Raw genomic sequence first — 21,332 nt, 5'->3', positions numbered from 1 at the left:
AAATTTCCTCTTGACATTCGCATTTTCATACAGTAGAATGTTTAAAAATAAAATGTAGAAGGATAGAGGTAATCGCATGGTTAAAGAGAAAGTCATTTTAGCGTATTCTGGCGGCTTGGACACTTCGGTGGCCATTACTTGGCTGGACAAGGATTATGATGTGATCGCGGTCTGTATGGACGTAGGTGAAGGAAATGATTTGGATTTCATTCATGACAAGGCGCTGAAAGTTGGCGCTATCGAATCACATGTTATTGATGTTAAAGACGAGTTTGCGGAAGACTACGTCTTGGTTGCTCTGCAAGGACACACCTTCTACGAACGAAAATATCCTCTAGTGTCCGCTCTGAGCCGCCCTTTGATTTCTAAGAAATTGGTTGAAATTGCCCACAAGACAGGGGCGACGACCATTGCCCATGGCTGTACGGGAAAAGGAAACGATCAGGTACGTTTTGAAGTCGCTATCGCATCCTTAGATCCCAGTCTCAAGGTCATCGCTCCGGTTCGGGAATGGAAATGGTCTAGGGAAGAAGAAATCAATTATGCTAAAGCTAATGGTGTGCCAATTCCTGCAGATCTGGATAGCCCTTACTCAGTCGATCAAAACCTTTGGGGACGGGCCAACGAGTGTGGTGTCTTGGAAAATCCTTGGAATGAAGCACCGGAAGACGCCTATGATTTGACAGTTACGCCAGAAGCAGCACCAGACAGCCCAGTCTATGTAAATATTGACTTTGAAGCTGGCGTGCCAGTTGCTTTAGATGGTAGAAAGATGAAGTTGGCGGACTTGATTCTTGAGCTAAATGACCTAGCTGGACAACACGGTGTTGGTCGGATTGACCATGTGGAAAATCGTCTGGTAGGGATTAAGTCTCGGGAAATCTATGAATGCCCTGGGGCGGTGACTCTCTTGGCTGCCCACAAGGAAATTGAGGATCTGACTCTAGTCAGAGAATTGGCTCATTTCAAGCCGATTATCGAAAATGAGCTGTCTAATCTCATCTATAATGGTCTCTGGTTTAATCCAGCGACAGAAGCCCTGATTGCCTACCTTAAGTCCACCCAGCAGGTGGTCAATGGCACAGCTAAGGTGAAGCTTTATAAGGGATCTGCGACAGTCGTAGCGCGTAAGTCTGACAATTCTCTTTACGATGAAAGTCTGGCTACCTATACCAGTGCAGATACTTTTGACCAGGATGCTGCGATTGGCTTTATCAAGCTGTGGGGGCTTCCATCTAAGGTTCATGCAGAGGTTCAGGCTCACAAAGACAAATAGAAAGGGGCTTTCCTATGGCGAATCATAAACTGTGGGGCGGACGTTTTGAAGCCTCTCTGGAAGGCTGGGTAGAGGAATTTGGCGCCAGCGTCGGCTTTGACTATCGTCTGGCTCTCTATGATCTGCAGGGCAGCCTCGCCCATGTCAAAATGTTGGGGCGGACAGGAATTATTGCTCCAGAGGAAGTGGCTGCTATTCAGGCAGGCTTGGAAAAGCTGTTGGCGCGTCATGAGTCTGGAGAGCTTGAGTTTGATGTGCGTAATGAAGATATTCATATGAATATGGAGGCTCTTCTGACCGAGGAGATTGGGCCAGTAGCTGGTAAGCTCCATACGGCTCGCTCCCGTAATGACCAGGTGGCGACAGATATGCACCTTTATCTCAAGGATCAGCTCGGTCAGATTGCGGATAAACTCTTGAATCTGCGTCAGGTGCTGCTGGATTTGGCAGAAGAGCATGTAGAGACCATCATGCCAGGCTATACCCATCTGCAGCATGCCCAGCCGATTAGCTTTGCCCATCATCTGCTGGCCTATTATCAGATGTTCAGCCGAGATAGTCAGCGCTTTGCTTTTAATCTAGAGCATACAGATTTGTCTCCTTTAGGAGCAGCGGCTCTGGCGGGGACAACGTTTCCAATTGACAGGGAGCTGACGGCTGATTTATTGGGCTTCAAAGGCATTTACCACAATTCTTTGGATGCGGTCAGTGATCGAGATTTTATCCTGGAGTTTCTATCTAACAGCAGTATTCTCATCATGCATCTGTCTCGTCTCTGCGAGGAGCTGATTAACTGGTGCAGCTATGAATATGGCTTTGTCAGCTTATCAGATACCTTTAGTACAGGATCTTCCATCATGCCGCAAAAGAAAAATCCGGACATGGCGGAGCTGATTCGAGGCAAGAGCGGCCGGATCTATGGCCATCTCTTCAGTCTTCTGACGGTTATGAAATCCCTGCCCTTGGCCTATAATAAGGACCTGCAGGAAGACAAGGAAGGCATGTTCGATACAGTAGATACTATCCAGAAGTCGCTGGATATTATGGCGGGTATGCTGTCTAGTATGACAGTAAACAAAGAAAAAATGCTGGTTTCAACTCAGCAGGATTTCTCCAATGCGACAGAATTAGCTGACTATCTGGCCAAAAAAGGACTGCCTTTCCGAGAAGCCCATGAGATTGTCGGAAAGTTGGTGCTGGAATGCAGCAAGGCAGGCTATTATCTACAGGATATTCCGCTGAGCCGCTATCAGGAAGTGTCGTCGCTGATTGAGGAAGATATTTATCAAGCGCTTGAGTCGCAGACCGCTGTACAAAAGCGGAATTCCCTTGGCGGGACTGGATTTGCACAGATCCGTCAGGAGTTGGAACGGGCTAAGAAACAGCTGGAAAAGGAATAAGATATAGGGAACACCGCAAGGAAATTGCGGTTTTTTTTAAGCAAATCAACCTTTTAAATATTTGCAAAAACAGCGTCATAGCAGGACTTATTGGCATTTTCGAAAAATATGGTATAATAGATATAATTTTGGTGGATGGAGTTGAGTTTTGAGAAAAAACTATCGCGTCAAGAGCGAAAAAGATTTTAATGCGATTTTTAAAAGAGGACAGAGTTTTGCTAATCGAAAATTTGTCGTTTACATGTTAGAAAAAGAGCAAAAGCATTTTCGAGTAGGAATTTCCGTCAGTAAAAAGCTGGGGAATGCAGTAGTTCGTAATCGTATTAAAAGAAAAATCCGCCATGTCTTGATGCAACATCAGAAACAGTTAGTCCAGGCAGACTTCGTCGTTATTGCTCGCAAAGGAGTAGAGGAGCTGGACTACCACCAAGTTGAACAAAATTTATTGCATGTATTAAAAATTGCTAAACTTTATCAGGAAGGATTCATTTGTGAAACAGAAAAGTAAATTAGGGATTTTGCTGGTTGTCTCGCTGCTCTTTCTCACAGCCTGCGGAACCAGTCAAGTAACGGCCGATTCAAATGGCTTCTGGGAGAAGCTGGTCTATTTCTTTGCCGACACCATTCGTTTTCTATCCTTTGGTGGAAGCAAGGGGATTGGGATTATTCTCTTTACCTTGATTATCCGGACGGTTCTCCTGCCGGTCTTCCAATTCCAGACGACTTCTTCGCGCAAGCTGCAGGAAGTACAGCCGCATATCAAGCAACTGCAGGAAAAGTATCCTGGTAAGGACATGGAGAGTAGAACAGCCTTGGCTGAGGAAACTCAAAAGCTCTACAAGGAAATGGGTGTCAATCCTTATGCTTCATTCATTCCGCTCTTTATCCAGATGCCAGTGCTCTTGGCTCTGTTTCAAGCCCTGACTCGGGTTGATTTTATGAAGACAGGTCACTTCCTCTGGCTCAATCTTGGAGCGACAGATCCGACCTTTATTCTTCCGCTGTTAGCGGCTCTCTTCACTTTCCTCAGTACGTGGCTTTCAAACAAAGCCTTGCCTGAGAGAAATGGCGGGATGACAGTCATGATGTACCTGTTGCCAGTTGCGATTTTCTTTTTTGCCTTCTATGCAGCGAGTGGGGTAGCCCTCTACTGGGCGGTCTCAAATGCTTATCAGGTGGTTCAGACTTTGCTGTTGAGCAATCCTTTTAAAATCATTGCCGAGCGGGAAGCTAAGGAACGGTCAGAGCGTCAATTGGAACAGAAAAAGAAACGTGCCCTGAAAAAAGCACAGAAAAAGAAAAAGTAAGTAAGAAGGAGGACTCTTGCAATGGTTATTTTTACAGGAGCAAGTGTTGAAGAAGCCATTCAAAATGGTTTGAAAACGTTGGATATTCCACGTATGAGAGCGCATATCACTGTTATTTCACGTGAGAAAAAAGGCTTTTTAGGCTTGTTTGGCAAGAAGCCAGCTCAGGTGGATGTCGAGCCGATTGCTGAGACGACAGTTGTCAAGGCCAATCAAAAGGCTGTAAAAGGTGTTCCCGAAGAGATTAATGCTCAGAATGAGCCTGTGCAGTCTGTCAGTGAAGCAACGGTTGATTTGGGCCGTGTGGTAGCTGCCATCAAGAAGGTCGAAGGAGAAGGCGAAGTTATCTCAGATGAGGTCAAGGCTGAAATTCTCAAAAATGACAAGCAAGCCAATACGATTTTAGAAGAGACGGGTACCATTGACCTTCTCAAGACCAACCAAGCTATTGATGAGGCAGTTGCTCAAGCAGAAGCGGACGATAGCAAGGTTATCTCTTTTGAACAAGCGGCTAAAGACAAGGCTGAGCCAACAGAAACAGAAGAAAGCTCTTTTGCAGATTTAGGCATCCAAGTCGAAGCAGACTACGATATTGAAGAAGTAGTTGAAAACGTAACGAACTATGTTCAGAAAATTGTTGATGAGATGGATGTTGAAGCGGGCATTTCCAGCAGCCACAACCGCCGAACTATCAACATGCAGATTGATACCAATGAACCGGGGCGCGTGATTGGCTACCACGGAAAAGTCTTGAAAGCTCTGCAGCTATTGGCGCAAAACTATCTTTATAACCAATATTCTAAGAGCTTCTATATTTCCATTAATGTCAATGACTATGTTGAGCATCGGGCTGAAGTGCTGCAAAGCTATGCGCAGAAACTGGCTCAGAGGGCTTTGGAAGACCGACGCGGTCAGCACACAGACCCTATGTCTAACAGCGAGCGCAAAATTATCCACCGCATCATCTCTCGCATTGATGGCGTGACTAGCTATTCCGAAGGCGACGAGCCTAACCGCTATGTCGTTGTGGATATTGACAGCGAATAAAAAGAAAGCCAGCAGAGATGCTGGTTTTTGCATATAGAAAGGATTTTTTATGTCACTTTTTCCAGCTATTGAAAGTTATCTGCCTCATCAAGGGGCTAAGTATATATCTCCAGATAAGGTAGGGCAGCTGCGTGAGTCTATGTTGGAGTTGAGAGCTAAAGGTCAGGCGGCACGCAAGGAGTTTGCGGACTTGGTCAAGGATTTTCAGAGTCTCTATCCCAAGCTGACCTTGGAGCGAACCAGCCAGTGGATGAATCAGGCACAGATACTGCGGCCCCATTTTTGGAATTATCTTAAAGGCTATGGGGAAATCACAGAACCGATGTTTGCCCTGCGCTTGTATGGAACTGCAGAAGATTTTGGAGTGTCGCTAGAGGTGAGCTTCATGGAGCGCAAGAAAGATGAGCACAGTCTCAGCAAGCAAAATCGGGTATTGGAGCTACCTATTCAGCCGCCAGCTTACTATTTTGCTCAGATAGATGGTGTGAGTCAGCGCTTTGAAGGTACTGAGGAAAATCGCCAGCTCCTTACTCAGCAGCTAGCAGCCGGTCAGGTTCGTAAGGTCTTAGTCAAATACGATGTTCCCCTTTCTCAGGCTGCTTCAAGAGAGCAGGTGCTGTCCCAGCTGCAGGAGGCCATGACAGCCTTGATTCCCTTTTATGAAGCGACTCGCACCTTGTGATTACGTTTACAAAGAGAAAGTTATTTAAGTAAGTATTGACAAAAGCCCCAGAATCATATAGAATAGTAAAGTATGTTTAGTAACTGATCACAACTAGCCGGCTAAACGAATACAAGAATCTAAGAGGAGGTATTCATCGTGAAACGTACTTATCAACCAAGTAAAATCCGTCGTGCGCGTAAACATGGTTTCCGCCACCGTATGTCAACTAAAAACGGTCGTCGTGTATTGGCAGCTCGCCGTCGTAAAGGACGCAAAGTTTTGGCTGCTTAATTCAAACGATTTATCAAGAAACCAGCGGAGACTCGAGACCGCTGGTTTTTTGTCTTAAATTTATGGGTGAAATTCAATAGACTGGCAGGAAAGATCCTCTTTTTGTCCAGTGTCTTTATTTATGACTTCTACATACCAGTCTCCTTTGTGGCTAAATAGTTTGATAAATTGAACCTGAAGAGACTGCTGTTCATACTTAATTGGAAAAAATTCTTCCTGTCTATGTAATAAAATATCAAGAATGATTCGCAACTGAGAGTTGTTGATTGTTTTCCTGACTTCTGGTTGAAGGATTTTCTCAATTTTTGTGATCTTGCTTAACTGCTGTTCTGAAATCGAGTTTTCAAATTTTTCTTTTAATTTTTGTAGGTCAATATCAAAAGGGCACATATTGTAGTTTTCTAGAGTCAGCATGGAAAAATACAAGGCAGAAATTTCATCTATGGAGAAAATAATAGGAGATAACAAGTCGTTGCTAAGAATTTTATAACTGCCATTCCGGCCTAAGTCAGAATAAATAGGAATTCCCAGCGTTTCAAGGCTGGCAATATCACGAAGGGCAGTGCTTTTTGAAATATGATATCGATTCATAATATCTTTTAGATTGAATTGTCTTTTCTTATTGAGGAAAATAAGCATATCGTTAATTCTTTGAGATTTATTCATGAGAAACTCCATATTTTTATTAAATGGTTTCAAAAAATGACACCTTTTTATATTATACTAGTTTTAGAGAAAATAATAAAGGAGTCAAATATGAAACAATATTTTAAGGCCTTATTGGCAGAACAGACAGAAATGGCTCTAGCTACTTCTGTAAAGGATATCCCAAATGTAAGAATTGTAAATTTTTACTATGATGAGGAGGCAAAGAAATTGTTCTTTATCTCATTTAAAAATAGTCATAAAATTCAAGAGTTGGCAATCAATAATCGTATTGCTCTTACAACAGTCCCGAAAGGTGATGGAAGGTATGTCCGGATTCAAGGGAGAGTCAAAGAAAGCCAGCTTTCTATTGAGGATATAGGAAGTGTTTTTGTTCAGAAGTATCCTTACTATCAAGATATTATTGAGCAACACATAAACTCCTTGCAACTTTTTGAAGTATCTTTTTCTGATGCTTTCTTGGTCTTAGATAATAATCAAGTTGAGAAAATCAAACTATAGGGAGAAAATAGATGGTTGAGATAAAAAGATGCGACTGGGCTGAAAATAGTGAGCTTGAGAGAAATTATCATGACCATGAATGGGGGCGACCTGTGCATGACGAGCATAAACTCTTTAAAATGTTGATTTTGGAAGGTCAGCAGGCGGGCTTGAGCTGGCAAACTATTTTGTCAAAAATGGATGCTATGACAGAGGCTTATGAAAACTTTAATCCTGAAAGACTCTCCAATTATGACGAGCAGAAGATTGAAGAATTGCTTAGTGATCAAAGAGTGATACGAAATAGGCTAAAAATAAAGGCAGTTATAAAAAATGCTAAAGCCTATTTAAAGCTAAAAGAAAAATATGGTAGTTTGGATTCTTATATTTGGTCGTTTGTAGATAATGAACCGATTCTCAATTCATGGTCTCATATTGAAGAGGTGCCCGCTCGAACAGAACTATCCGATAAAATTAGTAAAGAACTCAAAAAGAAAGATTTTTCTTTTGTTGGCTCTACGACTGTATATGCCTTTATGCAGTCAATTGGCATGGTCAATGATCATTTGCTGACCTGTGATTTTAGACTCTATTAGAAGGATGAGCGCCTATTATCGAATGCCGGTAAATGATATAAAAAAGAGAACAAAACCAGAAAGAAAATCAGTTTCTTTCTGGTTTTTTGTGTATAGTTAAGCGCAGTTGCTTATTTTGCCACTGGTAAAAGTATTGGATACAGATAGCAGAGCAAGGTAAAGCTAATCAGGGCGTAAAAGATACCGATGCGGATAGCTTGGATAGGTTTATAGAAACGAATCAGGGTCAGTAGACACCAAACTAAGAGAACTAGGATGAACCATGCTGAAATCAAGCGCAGCGGTGTTGGTCCGTAAAGGTAGATGTAGATGCCAAATAATTTCCAGCCAGCTAGCAAGGCCAGCAGACCGGTAAAGATAAAGAGGATAGTAGCTGCGAATCGCGTCTCTTTCTGATCCCAGAGTGGCTTTTTGGGAATCAGATAGAAGACGCCTAGGACTGCAAAGTTAAGGATAGATACCCGAACCAGCTGCCAGAAGCCAGCTACGGCAACGGTCGAAGCATTCTGCGGAGAAATAGCCTGAGCTACTGTTCCAGCGCTAAGGAGCTGACCGAGCTCAGTCAGGCCAGTCAGGAAGAAGAGAGCATAGGTCAGGCAGAGGCTGCCGATGATAATGTAGGCTGCGAAAGCAGGTGCTACTCGCAAAGGGCGGATGCTTGCTTGAAATTTTTTGTAGCTAAGTTTAGTATCTTTTTTGCCTAACAGACTGCCGGCTAGGAGGCCGTACAAGTACAGACTGACAGGGACAGCCAAGCAGGCCTTGAAGAAAATCATGCTGCTATCAAGACTTGAAAAGAGGGAGTCAAATAGATTCTCAATGAAATCAGCGGTATTGCTGAAGAAAGAGGCAAAGCTGTCTGAAACCTGACTCAGCTGGGACCAGACAAAGTAGACCAAGATTCCCGCGACAAAGAAGCTGCTGACAATAATAGCGAGCTGTTGGGCTTTCTTTGAAGAAAGACTGTCAGAGCTGTCAGAAGAGTCCTGCTGCTTGCCTTCTATAAAGACTAGAATAGCAGCAATGAAATTTTTAAAGGGCAGGATGCAGAAGGCTTGAATGGCATCAAACCAGACCAGGATGCCCAAACGCCCCTGGCTTAACCAGCCGGTGCGGGACAAAATATAGAAAGCAAATGAGATGTGGATGGCTAGAAATTGGAAAAATTCTAGCTGACGATGAAGCCCCCAGAGACTTAAAGCTAGGGCTTGAGCTAGCGTCATAATCAGAAAGCTTCTAGCCTCTAATCTGCTGTCAAGATTCTTTATCTGCAGTGATGGATAGGACAATTTCCTGATTAGGGCTTCGCTTAGCAATATAAGACCAATTGCAAAAGGGAAAAAGGATGCAGTTTGATAATTAAAAAATACTGCAGAGTAAAAGTAGGTTAAAAGATAGAGGATTAGATAGCTGATTTTAAAGAATCGCAGTTGCTTGTCCTCTAGGCCTGTAAAGATGGTCTGTCGTTCTGCGTCTGCGGGCAGACAAGGCCGGACATTCATCTCTTCTTGTGCTGGATATTCCATGATTATTTTTCCTCCTCGTCGTCAGGGATATACTCCAAAATATCGCCAGGCTGGCAGTCTAGTTCACGGCAGAGAGCATTGAGTGTTGAAAAGCGGACAGCCTTGGCTCGATTATTTTTTAGGATAGATAGATTAGCTGGTGTTAGGTCAATCAACTCTGCTAAACGGCCAGCGCTGATGCGCTTTTGTGCCATGACAAGGTCTAAATTTATCTGAATCATAAGACCTCCTAAATAGTGTAGTCTACTTGATCCTGCAGCTCAATGGCCTTGCCAAAGGCGTTGCGGATGACACGGATAATCAGGGTCAAGATGCTGCAAGAAACAGTGACTAAGAGCATGGGCAAATAGGCTGTCAGTCCCATAAAGAGGGAGATGAGAGCGACAGTGCCTACTTCCCAGCCAAGGTAGCGCATGTATTGAACATTTTGCGTGATAAAAACCTGATTTTTACCGATGCGGCTAAGGAGTCGATAGAGATGGACAATGCAGGCCAGTGCTAGACAGCCTAGGACATAGCCGAGCAGCAGTAAGATCCAAAAGCGCGTCTCCCCTTGAAAGAAAGGAGAGGGAAATTCGATAACTAGATTGACGACCCAAGGTCCTAGGGCTATCAGGATAATGGAAGCAATAAATAAAAAGCTGATACTGATTTTTGTAAGTGTAATGCTCATATCTTCAGCAGTCTTTTTTATTTTGTCTGTCATAATTTCCTCCGACTAACGTTTCATTTCTTAGTAACTATAACACGAATATTATCGATAATCAATAAGAAAATATCGAAAAAAGATAAAATCGGTCTTAAGGACTAGACGGAATTTTATAAAAATTTCATATTGTATAGAGATGGATTTCTTGTCAGGAGATGAACAGAGCGGAAGGGGATGAATATTTTGTTTGATTTTTGGTATAATGAAAAACAGGAATTGTATACTCTTTCTGGTCAGAAGCGGAGTATGTGTATGTAAGGAGGGAAGAATCTGTGGGTGTAAAGCTTGTTCATTATCGTAGTAAGTTATATGAATTTCTCATGGTGCCTGCCATCGTTTCAAGGGATGATAAACATATGTGGATGGATTTACGGCAGAATCAAAAGGAGCTGCTTCTTGATGTACAGCCGCACTATGATAAGCTCTATCAGGATTTACTTCCTTTGAAAAACGAGCTTGTTACGGTTTGTTTGTTTGAAGGAGCTACGGTGGGACTGGCTCCGCTCCTCTACCTCTACTTGCTAGAAAAAGGAGAAGATCCGGTCAATCCGCATGACTTGTTAGAATGTATGAAAAAACTAGATGCAGAGCAAATCATCTATTGTTTATCACTTAAGCTTTCTAAAGAGGAAGTCATCAAGGGACATCCTGAAGAACTGCTGGCTTTTATAGAGAATAGTGACAAGTCTCCGGAAAATAAATGGTACTGGTACCAAGCAATTCAGCATCCAGAGAAGCTTCGGGACCAATTAGTTTCCTTGCTGGAAAGAGTGTTTGAGCTCTATCAGCCTATTTATGAGCAGTTTGAGCAAGAAGTACTAGCTTTTGAAAAAGAATTTAGCCTATCTGATGTGATGGATGATGAAGAACAGAATGCCAAGCTTCTTGAAAAGGACACTCAAGTCTTTGTTCTGTCACCCATGTTTATTGACTCTTTTCTTGAAAAGGTTCCTGATTTCACTTCCTATTCCTTAGTCCTTTCGACGAGAAGTTCCCAGTTATCAAAGGCGGAATCGGAGCTTAACGATGAAACATTGGCTCTGACCTTAAAAACTCTTGGTGATGAAACCCGCTATAAAGTCTTGATTGAATTGATTCAGCCACATGCCAAGAATAAAGATATAGCTAAAAAACTGGGGCTTACAAGAGCCTCTATCTCATTCCATACGCAAAAGCTCCTAAATTCTGGCTTGCTGGAGCTTGTGATGGATGATGATTCGGTTAAATACATGGTCAATAAAGAACTGATTCGAAAGATTATAGAGAAGTTCAAACAAGACCTAACATAGTTTCAGAAGACCTGGATTCATTCTAGGTCTTCTTTTTGTAAAATGAAAATCTAATAAAAATTTGACAATTATCTAATTTATTGTTATGATTTGTTAAACAAAAATCGAACAAGAGTAAAGGAGATGTCGTATGATTGTTTTTGCAAAAAATAAAAATTTTCGCCAGTTGCTCATCAATCAATGGATCTCAGGTTTTGGGGACATTGTTTTTTATTTGGCTTTGATGAACTATGTCTCCGCTTATTCTTTTGCTCCACTTGCGGTTTTATTGATTTCTCTTTCTGAAACGCTACCTCAGTTAATTCAAGTTTTTACTGGAGTTGCGGCGGACTTTCAGAAGAATCGCATTCATAAATACCTGCTTATACAGTTTAGTAAGGTGCTCTTATATAGCTTGGTAACGTTTTTGCTGCTTGGACAAGACTTCTCTTTCTTGACTCTGCTTGTGATTTGCTTGATTAACTTTCTGTCGGATAGTCTGAGTTATTTTTCAGGTGCCATGCTGATGCCGGTTTATGTAAAGGTGATTGAGCAAGATATGACCTCTGCAATGGGCTTTCGGCAGGCTAGTATGAGTCTGGTTCATATTTTGGGGAATCTAGCTGGCGGTTTTCTCATTTCTTGGATGAGTATCGGAGCTTTGGCAGGTCTGAATGCTCTGACATTCTTGCTAGCTTACCTTGGTTTTTGGTATATTAGTAAAAGATTACAGAACTTAGAACCGGAGTTTAGCAGTGTCAAGAAGCTAAATAGAGAGAATTATTGGCAGCATTTGTTGGATTCTCTTAAAGTCTTGCTGGGATTGAAAAACGTTGTGAGGTTGTTATTGGTTTCAACCTTTGGGCAAGTCACTCTGAACATTCTGACGCCAGTAGCGACTCTTTTATTGCTGAAAAGGCCTTTTTGGAATCTGCAGGTCGGTCAGTCTATTGCCGTGTTAATTGTTCTAAGTTCCGCTGGTCTGATTTTAGGGAATATTTTGAGTGGCAGTTTGCTGAAAAACTTTTCGACTAAGCTTGCTATGTATGCAAGCCAAGTATTTGAGGGCTTTATTCTTTGCGGTTTTTTCTGGCAAAACTTTTTACTTGTCCTGATAGCAAGCTTTGCTTGCTCTGTTACAGTCGGTCTGCTGAGTCCAAGATTGCAGAAATCTGTATTCAGTATGATTCCAGAAGAGTCCATGGGGGCCATCCAGTCGGCTATTAATCTATTTAGCATGGCTGTTCCGAGTGTTTTATCCATGCTGTTAATAGCTCTTGCCAGCAGTTTGGGGGTTATTTATATTCTCCTCCCTCTTGTGTTAATGCTGGCACTGTCTTTCTACTTGATTATTCCAATGGAGAACTTGAAGACGTATTCGGATAGCTGTTAAATGGTAGCTATCTTATTTTTTCTGCTTTGAAGAGACTTCTGATTTTTCAGGTCATTTTTGGTATAATATAGGACAGGAAATACAAGGAAGTAAACCATGAAGATTTTTGATACACACACGCATTTAAATGTGGAAGAATTTGCTGGTCGAGAGGCAGAGGAGCTCCAGCTGGCTACAGAAATGGGCATCAGCAAAATAAATATTGTGGGTTTTGACCGACCGACCATTGAGCGCGCCTTGGTGCTGGCAGATTGCTATGATCAGCTTTATGCTACGATTGGCTGGCATCCGACTGAGGCTGGGACTTATGATGAGGCGGTGGAAGCCTATCTGCTGGATAAGCTTCGTCACCCCAAGGTTGTGGCTCTGGGCGAGATTGGGCTGGACTATCACTGGATGACTGCGCCCAAGGATGTTCAGGAGAGGGTGTTTCGACGCCAAATCCAGCTCTCCAAAGAGCTGAACCTGCCCTTTGTCGTTCATACGCGTGATGCTTTAGAAGACACCTATGAGATTATCAAGAGTGAGGGTGTCGGCCCTCGAGGTGGTATTATGCACTCTTATTCCGGTTCTTTGGAAATGGCAGAGCGCTTTATCGAGCTAGGGATGATGATTTCCTTTTCTGGAGTCGTTACTTTTAAGAAAGCGACGGATATTCAGGAGGCTGCGCAGAATCTACCTTTGGACAAAATCCTCGTCGAGACGGATGCGCCTTACTTAGCGCCTGTTCCCAAGCGTGGCCGAGAAAATAAAACAGCCTATACTCGCTATGTGGTAGAGAAAATTGCTGAGCTACGTGGACTGACTGCCGACGAAGTAGCGCAGACGACCTATGATAATGCAAAGAAGGTGTTTGGGCTTGACTGAGAAGATAAAAATCCCTCAAGTAATCGTCGTTGAGGGCAAGGATGATACAGCCAATCTGCAGCGATTTTACCAAGTGGACACTTACGAGACGAGAGGTTCTGCTATCAATGAAGAAGACCTAGAGAGGATAGAGAAACTGCACCAGCTGCGTGGTGTTATTGTCTTTACCGATCCAGACTACAATGGTGAGCGTATCCGTCGAATGATTATGGAGGCAGTGCCAACTGCTCAGCATGCCTTTCTTCGTCGAGATGAGGCGGCTCCCAAGTCTAAGAACAAGGGTAAATCGCTTGGGGTAGAGCATGCTTCATTTGAGGATTTACAGCATGCGTTAGCTGGGCTGGTCGGATATTTTGATGATGAGGATAATTTTGACATCACCAAAGGCGACCTTGTACGACTAGGTCTGCTTATGGCAAATGACAGCCGTCAGCGTCGAGAGTATTTGGGTGAAGAGCTCCGCATCGGCTATTCTAACGGCAAGCAGCTGCTTAAACGCTTGGAATTGTTTGGTGTGACTTTGGTGGAAGTGGAAGAAGCCATGCTCAAATATTCAGTCTAACGGAGTAAGAAATGAAAAAAGTAATTATTACAGGTGGCAATAGTGGTATTGGCTATCAGGCTGCAAAACAGTTGGCTGAAAAGGGGTGGTCAGTGACCCTATTTTGCCGTCGAAAAGCAGCTGCTGAGCAAGCCTGTGAGAAAATCCGTCAACAAACAGGAAATCTGCATGTAGATTATATCTTGGTTGATTTATCTGATATGAAAAGTGTCAGGCAAGCGGTAGAACAGTATATTAAAAAAGAAGACGCTCTAGATGTTTTAATTAACAATGCGGCTGATTTTGATTTATCAATCAAAAGTCTTGTGATAACCAAAGATGGATTAGAAAAGCAATTTGCGACCAACGTGGTTGCTCCCTTTTTACTTTCTACCTTGTTGAAGGGCTTGTTGGAAAAGTCAGAAAGTGGTCGGATTATTAATATTTCTTCCCAAGGGCTGGTGCTTTATCCTTTCATGAAGCTTGATTTTGAAAATTTATCCGGTCAAAAACATTACAGTCCTGCTAAGACCTATTATCAGAATAAGCTGGCCTTGTTGATGCTGTCCCTTTATATGCGGAAACAGTGGAAAGGCATCAAAATTCAGGCAATCCGTGTAACCAATGTCAAAGTTGATATGCGCCGCTATGATCACCTCAGCGCTTTTATGAAAAATCTGTATAAAATTAAGTCGAGATTTTCGATTAGTCCTGAAGAGATGGCGAAAGTCTATATAGCTTTATCTACAGAAGATACCTATGAAGGCTTTTTGTATGATGAGAAATGCAGAGAAGTTAAGGCTAATGCATTTGCTTACGAGGAAGAAGAACAGAAAAAACTCTACACCTTGCTTGAGCAAATGACCTCCTTAAAAAATAACGAATAACGAATTAGAAAAGAGAAAACATGCGTATTGCAGACCATAGTGTGACCCGTGCCATTCTGGAGCGTCACGGTTTCACTTTTAAAAAATCTTTCGGTCAGAATTTCCTGACTGATACCAACATCCTCCAGAAGATTGTGGATACTGCTGAGATTGACAAAAAGGTCAATGTCATCGAAATTGGTCCTGGTATTGGGGCATTGACAGAATTTTTGGCGGAAAGTGCTGCCGAAGTCATGGCCTTTGAGATTGATGATCGGCTGGTGCCGATTTTGGCGGATACTCTGCGCGATTTTGACAATGTGACAGTGGTTAATCAGGATATTCTCAAGGTTGATCTGGCTCAGTACATAGCAGAGTTTAAGAATCCAGACCTGCCTATCAAGGTAGTGGCAAACTTGCCCTACTACATCACGACGCCGATTCTTATGCATTTGATTGAAAGCGGAATTCCTTTTAGTGAGTTCGTCGTTATGATGCAAAAAGAAGTGGCAGATAGGATATCAGCTCAGCCGAATACCAAGTCCTACGGTAGTTTGTCAATCGCGGTGCAGTATTACATGACGGCTAAGGTTGCCTTTATCGTGCCACGGACAGTCTTTGTACCAGCGCCAAATGTGGATTCGGCCATTCTCAAGATGGTGCGCAGAGACCAGCCAGCTGTTGAAGTACAGGACGAGAAATTCTTTTTCAAGGTTTCCAAGGCCAGCTTTGTCCACCGCAGGAAGACCCTATGGAATAACCTGACCAGTTGTTTTGGGAAGTCAGAGGAGACTAAAGGCAAACTGACAGCAGCTTTAGAACGAGCTGACTTATCTCCAAGTGTTCGGGGAGAAGCTCTGAGTTTAGAGGAATTTGCGCGCCTGGCAGATGCTTTGAAGTCTGAAGGATTATAAAAAAACAGAAGATCTGCTCTACATAGCTGGTCTTCTATTTTGCTAATGAGGTACATATGAAAGTGAAATTTCTGTCTTTTCTCTGCAGTGTAATTCTACTTCATAATAACAAAAAATCCTATCAATCATGATAGGATTGCTTTTTATGCGGAGGAAGGGATTTGAACCCTCACACCCGTACGGGCACATGCGCCTGAAGCATGCGTGTCTGCCGTTCCACCACCTCCGCTTGAGATTCTATTATAACTTATTTTTGTGAAAATGCCAATAGAGAATATCAGTTTTTTTCACTGTATGAAGAAAGCAGAAAAATTTCTATTTTTTCTTTACTAAAATAGCTCTATGATATTGCCATTATAGCAAGTATTTGTTACAATTAGATTAATTACTTATTTAGGTAATGAAATAAAAAAGGAGAATGTTATGAAACTGAAAAAATGGCTGCTATTTTTGATGCTGCCCCTTCTGTTTTTGCTGGATTTGAAGCTGTTTACAGCAACTGCTCAAGCGGATGCTTTGAAGAATGCAATCACAGATATTAAAATCTGGGACCACTCTAATGGCCGCGAAGCAACCAAGGTTAACGGTGCTTACAATTTGGTTCAAGGGGGAAATTATCGTTATGAGCTAGTTTTTGATTTGTCTGCTTACGATAACAAGCTCAAGGATGGGGATACCTTTACCTTTACAGTGCCGAACGGTGCAACCATTGCTGATGGTACAACCTTTACCCTGACAGATAATGAAACGCAGGTCCAGCTCGGAGCTGCTAAGATGACATCGAATGGTTCAGGTAAGGGCGGTCTGATCACGGTTACTATTCAGAATTTGGCAGATTATAGATCGAAAACGACTGCCAGTGGAGTAAGAGGGAGCTTCTTCTTTGATTTTCAGGCGACGACAGTAGGCGCTGATCAGGACTGGAATTATAAGCCTGAGGAAACTCAAGGCGCGATGAGCCATAAGGTAACCATTAACGAGCGCAAACAGAGCAGTTTTTCAACAGCTGGTGAAAACTACGCTAAGATTGGAGGAGTCATTGCTAAGAAGCCATATAATTCGGCTATTCTAGGAAAGAACGGTGACTACTCGCACAACTGGACTGTTCGTATCAATACTCAGCAAAAGACTTATAATTCTCCGATTGTTATCAAGGATGTAATTCCAGATAGCAGTGCGCCAATGCAATTCGTTCCGGAGCAATTTGTCCTTCGCCAAGGGGAGTACACGCAGAGTTTATCAAGTATTGCGAATTCTGTTATCTTGAAAGAAGGTCAAGATTATACAGTTGCCTATAATGACACTTATACAGAGTTTACTCTAACCATCAATAACCCAGGCAATCGTGCCTTTATGTTGAACTATATGACAACTTCACCAGCTGATGGTTCTTTAGTATCCAATACGGCTGAGATGGAAGTTGATAATACAAAACTGCCATTCAGAGATGACCGTCCTGGTCAGACGAGTTCTACAGTAGAGCGTAGCAGCCGGATTACAGAAGGCGGTGTCATTACAGCGGATATCAGCAACAGTCTGGTTCTCTACAAGCAAGATTCTAAGACTGGCAAAATGCTGGAAGGTGCTGTCTTTAAGGTGACAACTCCTAGCGGTGAAGAGATTACTCTGCCGCCGACAGATGCTAACGGTCGGGTTTCTACACAGCCTTTCTCAAGTGAAGAAATCAAGAAAGGTCAATTCACAGTAGAAGAAGTAACAGCTCCGGAAGGCTATGTACTGGACAGCAATCCGATGAAAGTGACCATCAAGGCTGATGGTGCAGTCAAAACAGTCAAGAATACGGTAGATCCAAATGCCAGCAAAAAGCTGACAGTCAAGAAAGTTTGGAAAGATGAAAGCAATCAGGATGGCAAGCGTCCAGCTTCTATTGCTGTAGATGTCTACGCTAACGGTCAAAAACTGGCTGATAAGACAGTGACCGTAACTGGTGGCAGTACTGATGCGGAGTGGACAGCTCAGACAAGTGATTTACCAATCTTTGATACAAATGGTCAAAAAATCACCTATACAATCGGTGAAGATCAGCTTGATGGCTACGATGCTCCAGAAGTAGATCAGGAAAATCTCACTGTCACCAATAGTCGTACGCCAGAGAAAATCTCTATCAAAGCAAGCAAGAAATGGGATGACGCTGAAAATCAAGACGGTAAACGCCCTGCCAATGTTGTTGTAAAACTTTATAAAGAAGTTGGTGGTCAGAAATCAGAAGTTGAGAACCGAACTCTGACTGAAGCTGACCAGTGGGCAACCGAGTTCACCAACTTGAACAAATATGAAAAGGGACAAGAAGTTGTTTATTCTCTGGAAGAAGACGCGGTCCCTCACTATCAATCTCAGGTAACTGGCAATGCAGCTGATGGCTTTGTAGTGACCAACACTTACAAGCCAGAAACCATCAAGATTTCCGGCCAGAAGAAGTGGGAAGATGCGGATAACCAAGACGGCAAGCGCCCAAATGCTGTTAGAGTCAAGATCTTGAAAGGCCAAGATATTGTCGATGTGCAGGAAGTGACGGCTGCTAACGGTTGGAAATATGAATCTAATCCTCTTCCTAAATATGCGTCAGGTCAAGAAATTGCTTATACTGTTGCAGAAGAAGCTGTCTCAGGCTACACGAGCAAGGTGGACGGCTACAACATCACCAACTCTTACACCCCAGAAACGGTCAAGGTTTCCGGTCAGAAGAAATGGGATGATGCGGAAAACCAAGATGGTAAGCGTCCAGCTTCTGTTAAGGTTAAAATTCTGAATGGTGATACGGTTGTGGATGAGCAAAATGTGACTTCCGCTAACGACTGGAAGTATGAGTCCAAGGCTTTGCCTAAGTACGCAGCAGGCCAAGAAATCACTTATACTGTAAGTGAGGAAGCTGTTCCAGGTTATACTAGCAAAGTGGATGGTTACAACATCACCAATTCTTACACTCCCGAGACAACGACTGTGTCTGGAAGCAAGACTTGGGAAGATGGCGATAACCAAGATGGCAAACGTCCAGCTTCTATCACAGTTAATCTGCTAGCTGACGGTCAAAAAGTCAATACTCAAACAGTCGGAGAGGCAGAAGGCTGGTCTTACAACTTTACCGGCTTGCCAGTCTACAAGGATGGCCAACGAATCACCTATACAGTGACAGAAGAAGCTGTACCGGGTTATTCAACCAATCTCAACGGCTACAATATCACTAACTCTTATACACCAGAGAAGACAGAAATCACTGCCAGCAAGACATGGAATGACAGCGATAATCAAGACGGTAAGCGTCCAACTAAGATTAGTATTAAGCTGATGAAGACAGTCGGCGGTGTCAAGACAGAAGTCACTAGCAAGGAAGTGACGGCTGCTGATCAATGGCAAACCAAATTTGAAAATCTACCAGTTTATGAAAATGGTCAGAAGATTGATTACTCTATCGAGGAAGATGATGTAGCTGGCTACACTAAAGAAATCAAAGATTTCACAGTTACCAACTCTTACACTCCAGAGATGATTAAGATTTCCGGTCAAAAAGTCTGGGATGACGCTGATAACCAAGATGGCAAGCGTCCAGCTTCTGTTAAGGTTAAAGTGAAAAATGGCGATACTGTCGTAGATGAGCTGGAAGTAACAGCTGCTAACGATTGGAAGTTTGAGTCTAAAGCCCTTCCTAAGTATGCAGCAGGTCAAGAGATTGCCTATACTGTTACTGAAGAAGCAGTTGCGGAATATCAAACTAAGATTGATAAGTTCACCATTACTAATTCTTACACTCCTCAAAGTACAGAATATGCTGTGACTAAGGTCTGGGATGATGCTGATAACCAAGACGGCAAGCGTCCGGCTTCTATCACAGTGCAGCTGTATCGCTCAGTAAACGGTCAAGATCCAATTGCTGTCGCAGGCAAGACATTAACCTTGACGGCTGATAATGAGGCAGCTGCTAACACTTGGAAAGCAAGCTTCACCAATCTTCCTCAGTTTGACAAGGGACAGGAGATTACCTACTCTGTCAAAGAGGATGATGCAACAGTAGCCGCTTTGAAAGAAAAAGGTTACAGTCCTAAGGTAGAAGGTCAGAAGATTACCAACTCTCATACTCCAGAGCAAGTGAAGGTTTCTGGTCAGAAAGTTTGGGATGATGCAGATGACCAAGACGGCAAACGCCCAATATCTATTACAGTTAAGGTAATGGATGGAAGCACTATTGTTGATACACTTGAAGTAACAGCTGCTAATGGATGGAAGTTTGAATCTAAAGACCTGCCTAAATATAGAAATGGTCAAGAGATTGCCTACACACTTAAGGAAGATGCTGTTGCTCAATATGAAACTAAGATTGATAAGTTCACTATTACCAACTCCTACACTCCAGAAACTGTTAAAGTCTCTGGTCAAAAGGTTTGGGATGATGCTAATAATCAAGACGGCAAGCGCCCAGCATCTATCAAGGTAAAGATTTTGGACGGAGACAAGGTGGTAGATGAGCTGGAAGTGACAGCAGCTACTGACTGGAAGTTTGAGTCCAAAGATCTGCCGAAGAACAAGAAAGGTAAGAAAATCAACTACACAGTCCTTGAGGAAGTGACGGTTGAGGGTTATAGCAGTAGCCAAGAGCAAGCAACAGATGGCAGCTTCACTTTGACTAATAGCTATAAACCAACACAGATTGCTGTTAAGGGAACTGCGGTATGGTCAGATGCTGAAAATCAAGATAAGGTGCGACCTTCTAAGATTACTGTTCGCCTCTTGGCAGATGGCAAACCAATCAAAGAAGAGGTTGTGTCAGAAGAAAATGGCTGGCAGTATAACTTTAGCGACCTTCCTAAGTACAAGGACGGTAAGGAAATTGTCTATAGCGTTGCTGCTGATCCAGTAGATGGCTACAAGCTTGAGATCAACGGTACTCAGCTGACCTTTAGTCATGTCCCTGCTAAGAAAGAGAGTGTTGAAGGGAAGGTTTCTGCTGATAAGCTAGGCGGTCAAGCTCCGAAAGTCGGAGGAAAAGCTCTTCCTCGTACTGGACAGGAAGAAAGTCTTCTTGTTACTATTCTTGGCTTCCTAGCAGCGCTTCTCGCAGGAGGAATGTTGATGGCTAAGGCGAAACGCAGCTAATCAGTTTTGTGACTTACTGAAAAGCACAGTAAATATCTCATTCGATATGAAAAAGCGAACAGGTTCTTTTGAGCTTGTTCGCTTTTATCATGTCAGTTTCATCTCAAGTATTTTAAAACAACTGCTTCCTATGAAAAATGAACCTAACCTTAAGAAATGTCTTCTATGCAAAACAAGCAAGCTAAATCTCGCTTTTTTTGTTATAATGAGTGTATTAACTTTTAAGGAGCAATCTTGCAAGGAAAAATCATTAAGGCTCTGGCTGGCTTTTATTATGTTGAGTCGGACGGACAGATTTATCAAACCAGAGCGCGGGGTAATTTTCGCAAAAAAGGGCAGACACCTTATGTCGGTGATGAAGTCGAATTTTCAGCTGAAAAAGACTCGGAAGGCTATATTTTAAAAATAGCAG

General features: G+C 42.8%; 19 protein-coding genes, 1 tRNA gene and 2 pseudogenes. 17 read left to right on the top strand and 5 right to left on the bottom strand.

Annotated elements, in window-relative coordinates:
* The first annotated feature begins 76 nt into the window (after positions 1-76).
* The 7 genes from QZ169_RS07505 to rpmH all read left to right on the top strand — a co-directional run bounded on the left by QZ169_RS07505 (position 77) and on the right by rpmH (position 5,985).
* Positions 77-1,276: an argininosuccinate synthase gene (locus QZ169_RS07505; RefSeq protein ID WP_295505925.1), complete on the top strand. Its 1,200-nt coding sequence runs from the start codon at positions 77-79 to the stop codon at positions 1,274-1,276.
* Between the two features lie 14 nt (positions 1,277-1,290).
* Positions 1,291-2,676 (top strand): argininosuccinate lyase, encoded by a 1,386-nt coding sequence (gene argH, locus QZ169_RS07500; protein ID WP_295505923.1) that lies wholly within the window; start codon positions 1,291-1,293, stop codon positions 2,674-2,676.
* A gap of 148 nt (positions 2,677-2,824) precedes the next feature.
* Positions 2,825-3,184: a ribonuclease P protein component gene (gene rnpA / locus QZ169_RS07495; protein ID WP_002917781.1), complete on the top strand. Its 360-nt coding sequence runs from the start codon at positions 2,825-2,827 to the stop codon at positions 3,182-3,184.
* Positions 3,168-3,983: a membrane protein insertase YidC gene (locus QZ169_RS07490; RefSeq protein WP_295505919.1), complete on the top strand. Its 816-nt coding sequence runs from the start codon at positions 3,168-3,170 to the stop codon at positions 3,981-3,983. The genes rnpA and QZ169_RS07490 overlap by 17 nt, the downstream gene beginning before the upstream one ends.
* 21 nt (positions 3,984-4,004) lie before the next feature.
* The gene (gene jag, locus QZ169_RS07485; RefSeq protein WP_002893912.1) at positions 4,005-5,030 is read left to right on the top strand and encodes an RNA-binding cell elongation regulator Jag/EloR; all 1,026 of its coding nucleotides are present in this window, start codon (positions 4,005-4,007) and stop codon (positions 5,028-5,030) included.
* 49 nt (positions 5,031-5,079) lie between these two features.
* Positions 5,080-5,712, top strand: a complete 633-nt coding sequence (locus tag QZ169_RS07480) for an HI_0552 family protein (RefSeq protein WP_295505908.1) — start codon at positions 5,080-5,082, stop codon at positions 5,710-5,712.
* Positions 5,713-5,850: 138 nt separating this feature from the next.
* Positions 5,851-5,985, top strand: coding sequence for a 50S ribosomal protein L34 (rpmH, locus tag QZ169_RS07475; RefSeq protein ID WP_002893904.1), 135 nt, complete (start codon positions 5,851-5,853; stop codon positions 5,983-5,985).
* 60 nt (positions 5,986-6,045) lie between these two features.
* Here the strand turns inward: rpmH and QZ169_RS07470 are convergent, their stop codons facing one another.
* A complete protein-coding gene (locus tag QZ169_RS07470; RefSeq protein WP_295505942.1) occupies positions 6,046-6,663 on the bottom strand; it encodes a YafY family protein in 618 nt (205 codons plus the stop codon).
* Between the two features lie 24 nt (positions 6,664-6,687).
* Between QZ169_RS07470 and QZ169_RS07465 the strand changes: the two genes are divergently transcribed.
* Both QZ169_RS07465 and QZ169_RS07460 read left to right on the top strand, forming a co-directional pair.
* Complete coding sequence (locus QZ169_RS07465) at positions 6,688-7,152, top strand: pyridoxamine 5'-phosphate oxidase family protein (RefSeq protein ID WP_295505900.1); 465 nt, start codon at positions 6,688-6,690, stop codon at positions 7,150-7,152.
* Between the two features lie 11 nt (positions 7,153-7,163).
* The gene (locus tag QZ169_RS07460) at positions 7,164-7,727 is read left to right on the top strand and encodes a DNA-3-methyladenine glycosylase I (protein WP_295505886.1); all 564 of its coding nucleotides are present in this window, start codon (positions 7,164-7,166) and stop codon (positions 7,725-7,727) included.
* 110 nt (positions 7,728-7,837) lie between these two features.
* On the opposite strand, the gene QZ169_RS07455 is transcribed toward QZ169_RS07460, so the two are convergent.
* From QZ169_RS07455 to QZ169_RS07445, 3 genes are read right to left on the bottom strand one after another with little or no spacing between them, the layout of a single operon-like run.
* Positions 7,838-9,253, bottom strand: a complete 1,416-nt coding sequence (locus QZ169_RS07455; RefSeq protein ID WP_295505881.1) for a DUF4153 domain-containing protein — start codon at positions 9,251-9,253, stop codon at positions 7,838-7,840.
* A 2-nt stretch (positions 9,254-9,255) separates the two neighbouring features.
* Positions 9,256-9,474, bottom strand: coding sequence for a helix-turn-helix transcriptional regulator (locus QZ169_RS07450; protein WP_002899126.1), 219 nt, complete (start codon positions 9,472-9,474; stop codon positions 9,256-9,258).
* A gap of 8 nt (positions 9,475-9,482) precedes the next feature.
* The gene (locus QZ169_RS07445; protein ID WP_295505878.1) at positions 9,483-9,959 is read right to left on the bottom strand and encodes a DUF2975 domain-containing protein; all 477 of its coding nucleotides are present in this window, start codon (positions 9,957-9,959) and stop codon (positions 9,483-9,485) included.
* A 205-nt stretch (positions 9,960-10,164) separates the two neighbouring features.
* On the opposite strand from QZ169_RS07445, the pseudogene QZ169_RS07440 reads away from it, so the two are divergent.
* The 6 genes and pseudogenes from QZ169_RS07440 to rsmA all read left to right on the top strand — a co-directional run bounded on the left by QZ169_RS07440 (position 10,165) and on the right by rsmA (position 15,811).
* Positions 10,165-11,251: pseudogene (locus tag QZ169_RS07440) on the top strand (ArsR/SmtB family transcription factor).
* Between the two features lie 130 nt (positions 11,252-11,381).
* Positions 11,382-12,623, top strand: a complete 1,242-nt coding sequence (locus QZ169_RS07435) for an MFS transporter (RefSeq protein ID WP_295505876.1) — start codon at positions 11,382-11,384, stop codon at positions 12,621-12,623.
* Positions 12,624-12,719: 96 nt separating this feature from the next.
* A complete protein-coding gene (locus QZ169_RS07430) occupies positions 12,720-13,490 on the top strand; it encodes a TatD family hydrolase (protein ID WP_295505874.1) in 771 nt (256 codons plus the stop codon).
* Complete coding sequence (rnmV, locus tag QZ169_RS07425) at positions 13,462-14,052, top strand: ribonuclease M5 (RefSeq protein WP_295505940.1); 591 nt, start codon at positions 13,462-13,464, stop codon at positions 14,050-14,052. Before QZ169_RS07430 ends, rnmV begins: the two co-directional genes overlap by 29 nt.
* Positions 14,053-14,063: 11 nt before the next feature.
* Positions 14,064-14,918 (top strand): SDR family NAD(P)-dependent oxidoreductase, encoded by an 855-nt coding sequence (locus QZ169_RS07420; RefSeq protein WP_295505872.1) that lies wholly within the window; start codon positions 14,064-14,066, stop codon positions 14,916-14,918.
* A 20-nt stretch (positions 14,919-14,938) separates the two neighbouring features.
* Complete coding sequence (gene rsmA, locus QZ169_RS07415; protein ID WP_295505870.1) at positions 14,939-15,811, top strand: 16S rRNA (adenine(1518)-N(6)/adenine(1519)-N(6))-dimethyltransferase RsmA; 873 nt, start codon at positions 14,939-14,941, stop codon at positions 15,809-15,811.
* Positions 15,812-15,957: 146 nt separating this feature from the next.
* Here the strand turns inward: rsmA and QZ169_RS07410 are convergent.
* Positions 15,958-16,040 (bottom strand) — tRNA-Leu (locus QZ169_RS07410).
* A gap of 194 nt (positions 16,041-16,234) precedes the next feature.
* Between QZ169_RS07410 and QZ169_RS07405 the strand changes: the two genes are divergently transcribed.
* Together QZ169_RS07405 and QZ169_RS07400 are read left to right on the top strand one after the other, a co-directional pair.
* Positions 16,235-20,920, top strand: coding sequence for a Cna B-type domain-containing protein (locus QZ169_RS07405; protein WP_295505868.1), 4,686 nt, complete (start codon positions 16,235-16,237; stop codon positions 20,918-20,920).
* Between the two features lie 234 nt (positions 20,921-21,154).
* Positions 21,155-21,332: pseudogene (locus QZ169_RS07400) on the top strand (ribosome small subunit-dependent GTPase A); the annotation flags it as partial.

Origin of the sequence: uncultured Streptococcus sp., assembly GCF_905372115.1 — a bacterium.
In the GTDB taxonomy this organism is placed as follows: domain Bacteria; phylum Bacillota; class Bacilli; order Lactobacillales; family Streptococcaceae; genus Streptococcus.
Note: the sequence above shows the minus strand (reverse complement) of the source record. Positions and strands in the feature narration are given on the sequence as shown.

What these genes read in the sequence shown, in the direction of transcription:
- QZ169_RS07505 (WP_295505925.1), top strand. Translation starts at nt 77, where the DNA reads ATGGTTAAAGAGAAAGTCATTTTAGCGTATTCTGGCGGCTTGGACACT.
- argH (WP_295505923.1), top strand. Translation starts at nt 1,291, where the DNA reads ATGGCGAATCATAAACTGTGGGGCGGACGTTTTGAAGCCTCTCTGGAA.
- jag (WP_002893912.1), top strand. Translation starts at nt 4,005, where the DNA reads ATGGTTATTTTTACAGGAGCAAGTGTTGAAGAAGCCATTCAAAATGGT.
- QZ169_RS07480 (WP_295505908.1), top strand. Translation starts at nt 5,080, where the DNA reads ATGTCACTTTTTCCAGCTATTGAAAGTTATCTGCCTCATCAAGGGGCT.
- QZ169_RS07470 (WP_295505942.1), bottom strand. Translation starts at nt 6,663, where the DNA reads ATGGAGTTTCTCATGAATAAATCTCAAAGAATTAACGATATGCTTATT.
- QZ169_RS07465 (WP_295505900.1), top strand. Translation starts at nt 6,688, where the DNA reads ATGACACCTTTTTATATTATACTAGTTTTAGAGAAAATAATAAAGGAG.
- QZ169_RS07460 (WP_295505886.1), top strand. Translation starts at nt 7,164, where the DNA reads ATGGTTGAGATAAAAAGATGCGACTGGGCTGAAAATAGTGAGCTTGAG.
- QZ169_RS07455 (WP_295505881.1), bottom strand. Translation starts at nt 9,253, where the DNA reads ATGGAATATCCAGCACAAGAAGAGATGAATGTCCGGCCTTGTCTGCCC.
- QZ169_RS07450 (WP_002899126.1), bottom strand. Translation starts at nt 9,474, where the DNA reads ATGATTCAGATAAATTTAGACCTTGTCATGGCACAAAAGCGCATCAGC.
- QZ169_RS07445 (WP_295505878.1), bottom strand. Translation starts at nt 9,959, where the DNA reads ATGACAGACAAAATAAAAAAGACTGCTGAAGATATGAGCATTACACTT.
- QZ169_RS07435 (WP_295505876.1), top strand. Translation starts at nt 11,382, where the DNA reads ATGATTGTTTTTGCAAAAAATAAAAATTTTCGCCAGTTGCTCATCAAT.
- QZ169_RS07430 (WP_295505874.1), top strand. Translation starts at nt 12,720, where the DNA reads ATGAAGATTTTTGATACACACACGCATTTAAATGTGGAAGAATTTGCT.
- rnmV (WP_295505940.1), top strand. Translation starts at nt 13,462, where the DNA reads ATGCAAAGAAGGTGTTTGGGCTTGACTGAGAAGATAAAAATCCCTCAA.
- QZ169_RS07420 (WP_295505872.1), top strand. Translation starts at nt 14,064, where the DNA reads ATGAAAAAAGTAATTATTACAGGTGGCAATAGTGGTATTGGCTATCAG.
- rsmA (WP_295505870.1), top strand. Translation starts at nt 14,939, where the DNA reads ATGCGTATTGCAGACCATAGTGTGACCCGTGCCATTCTGGAGCGTCAC.
- QZ169_RS07405 (WP_295505868.1), top strand. Translation starts at nt 16,235, where the DNA reads ATGAAACTGAAAAAATGGCTGCTATTTTTGATGCTGCCCCTTCTGTTT.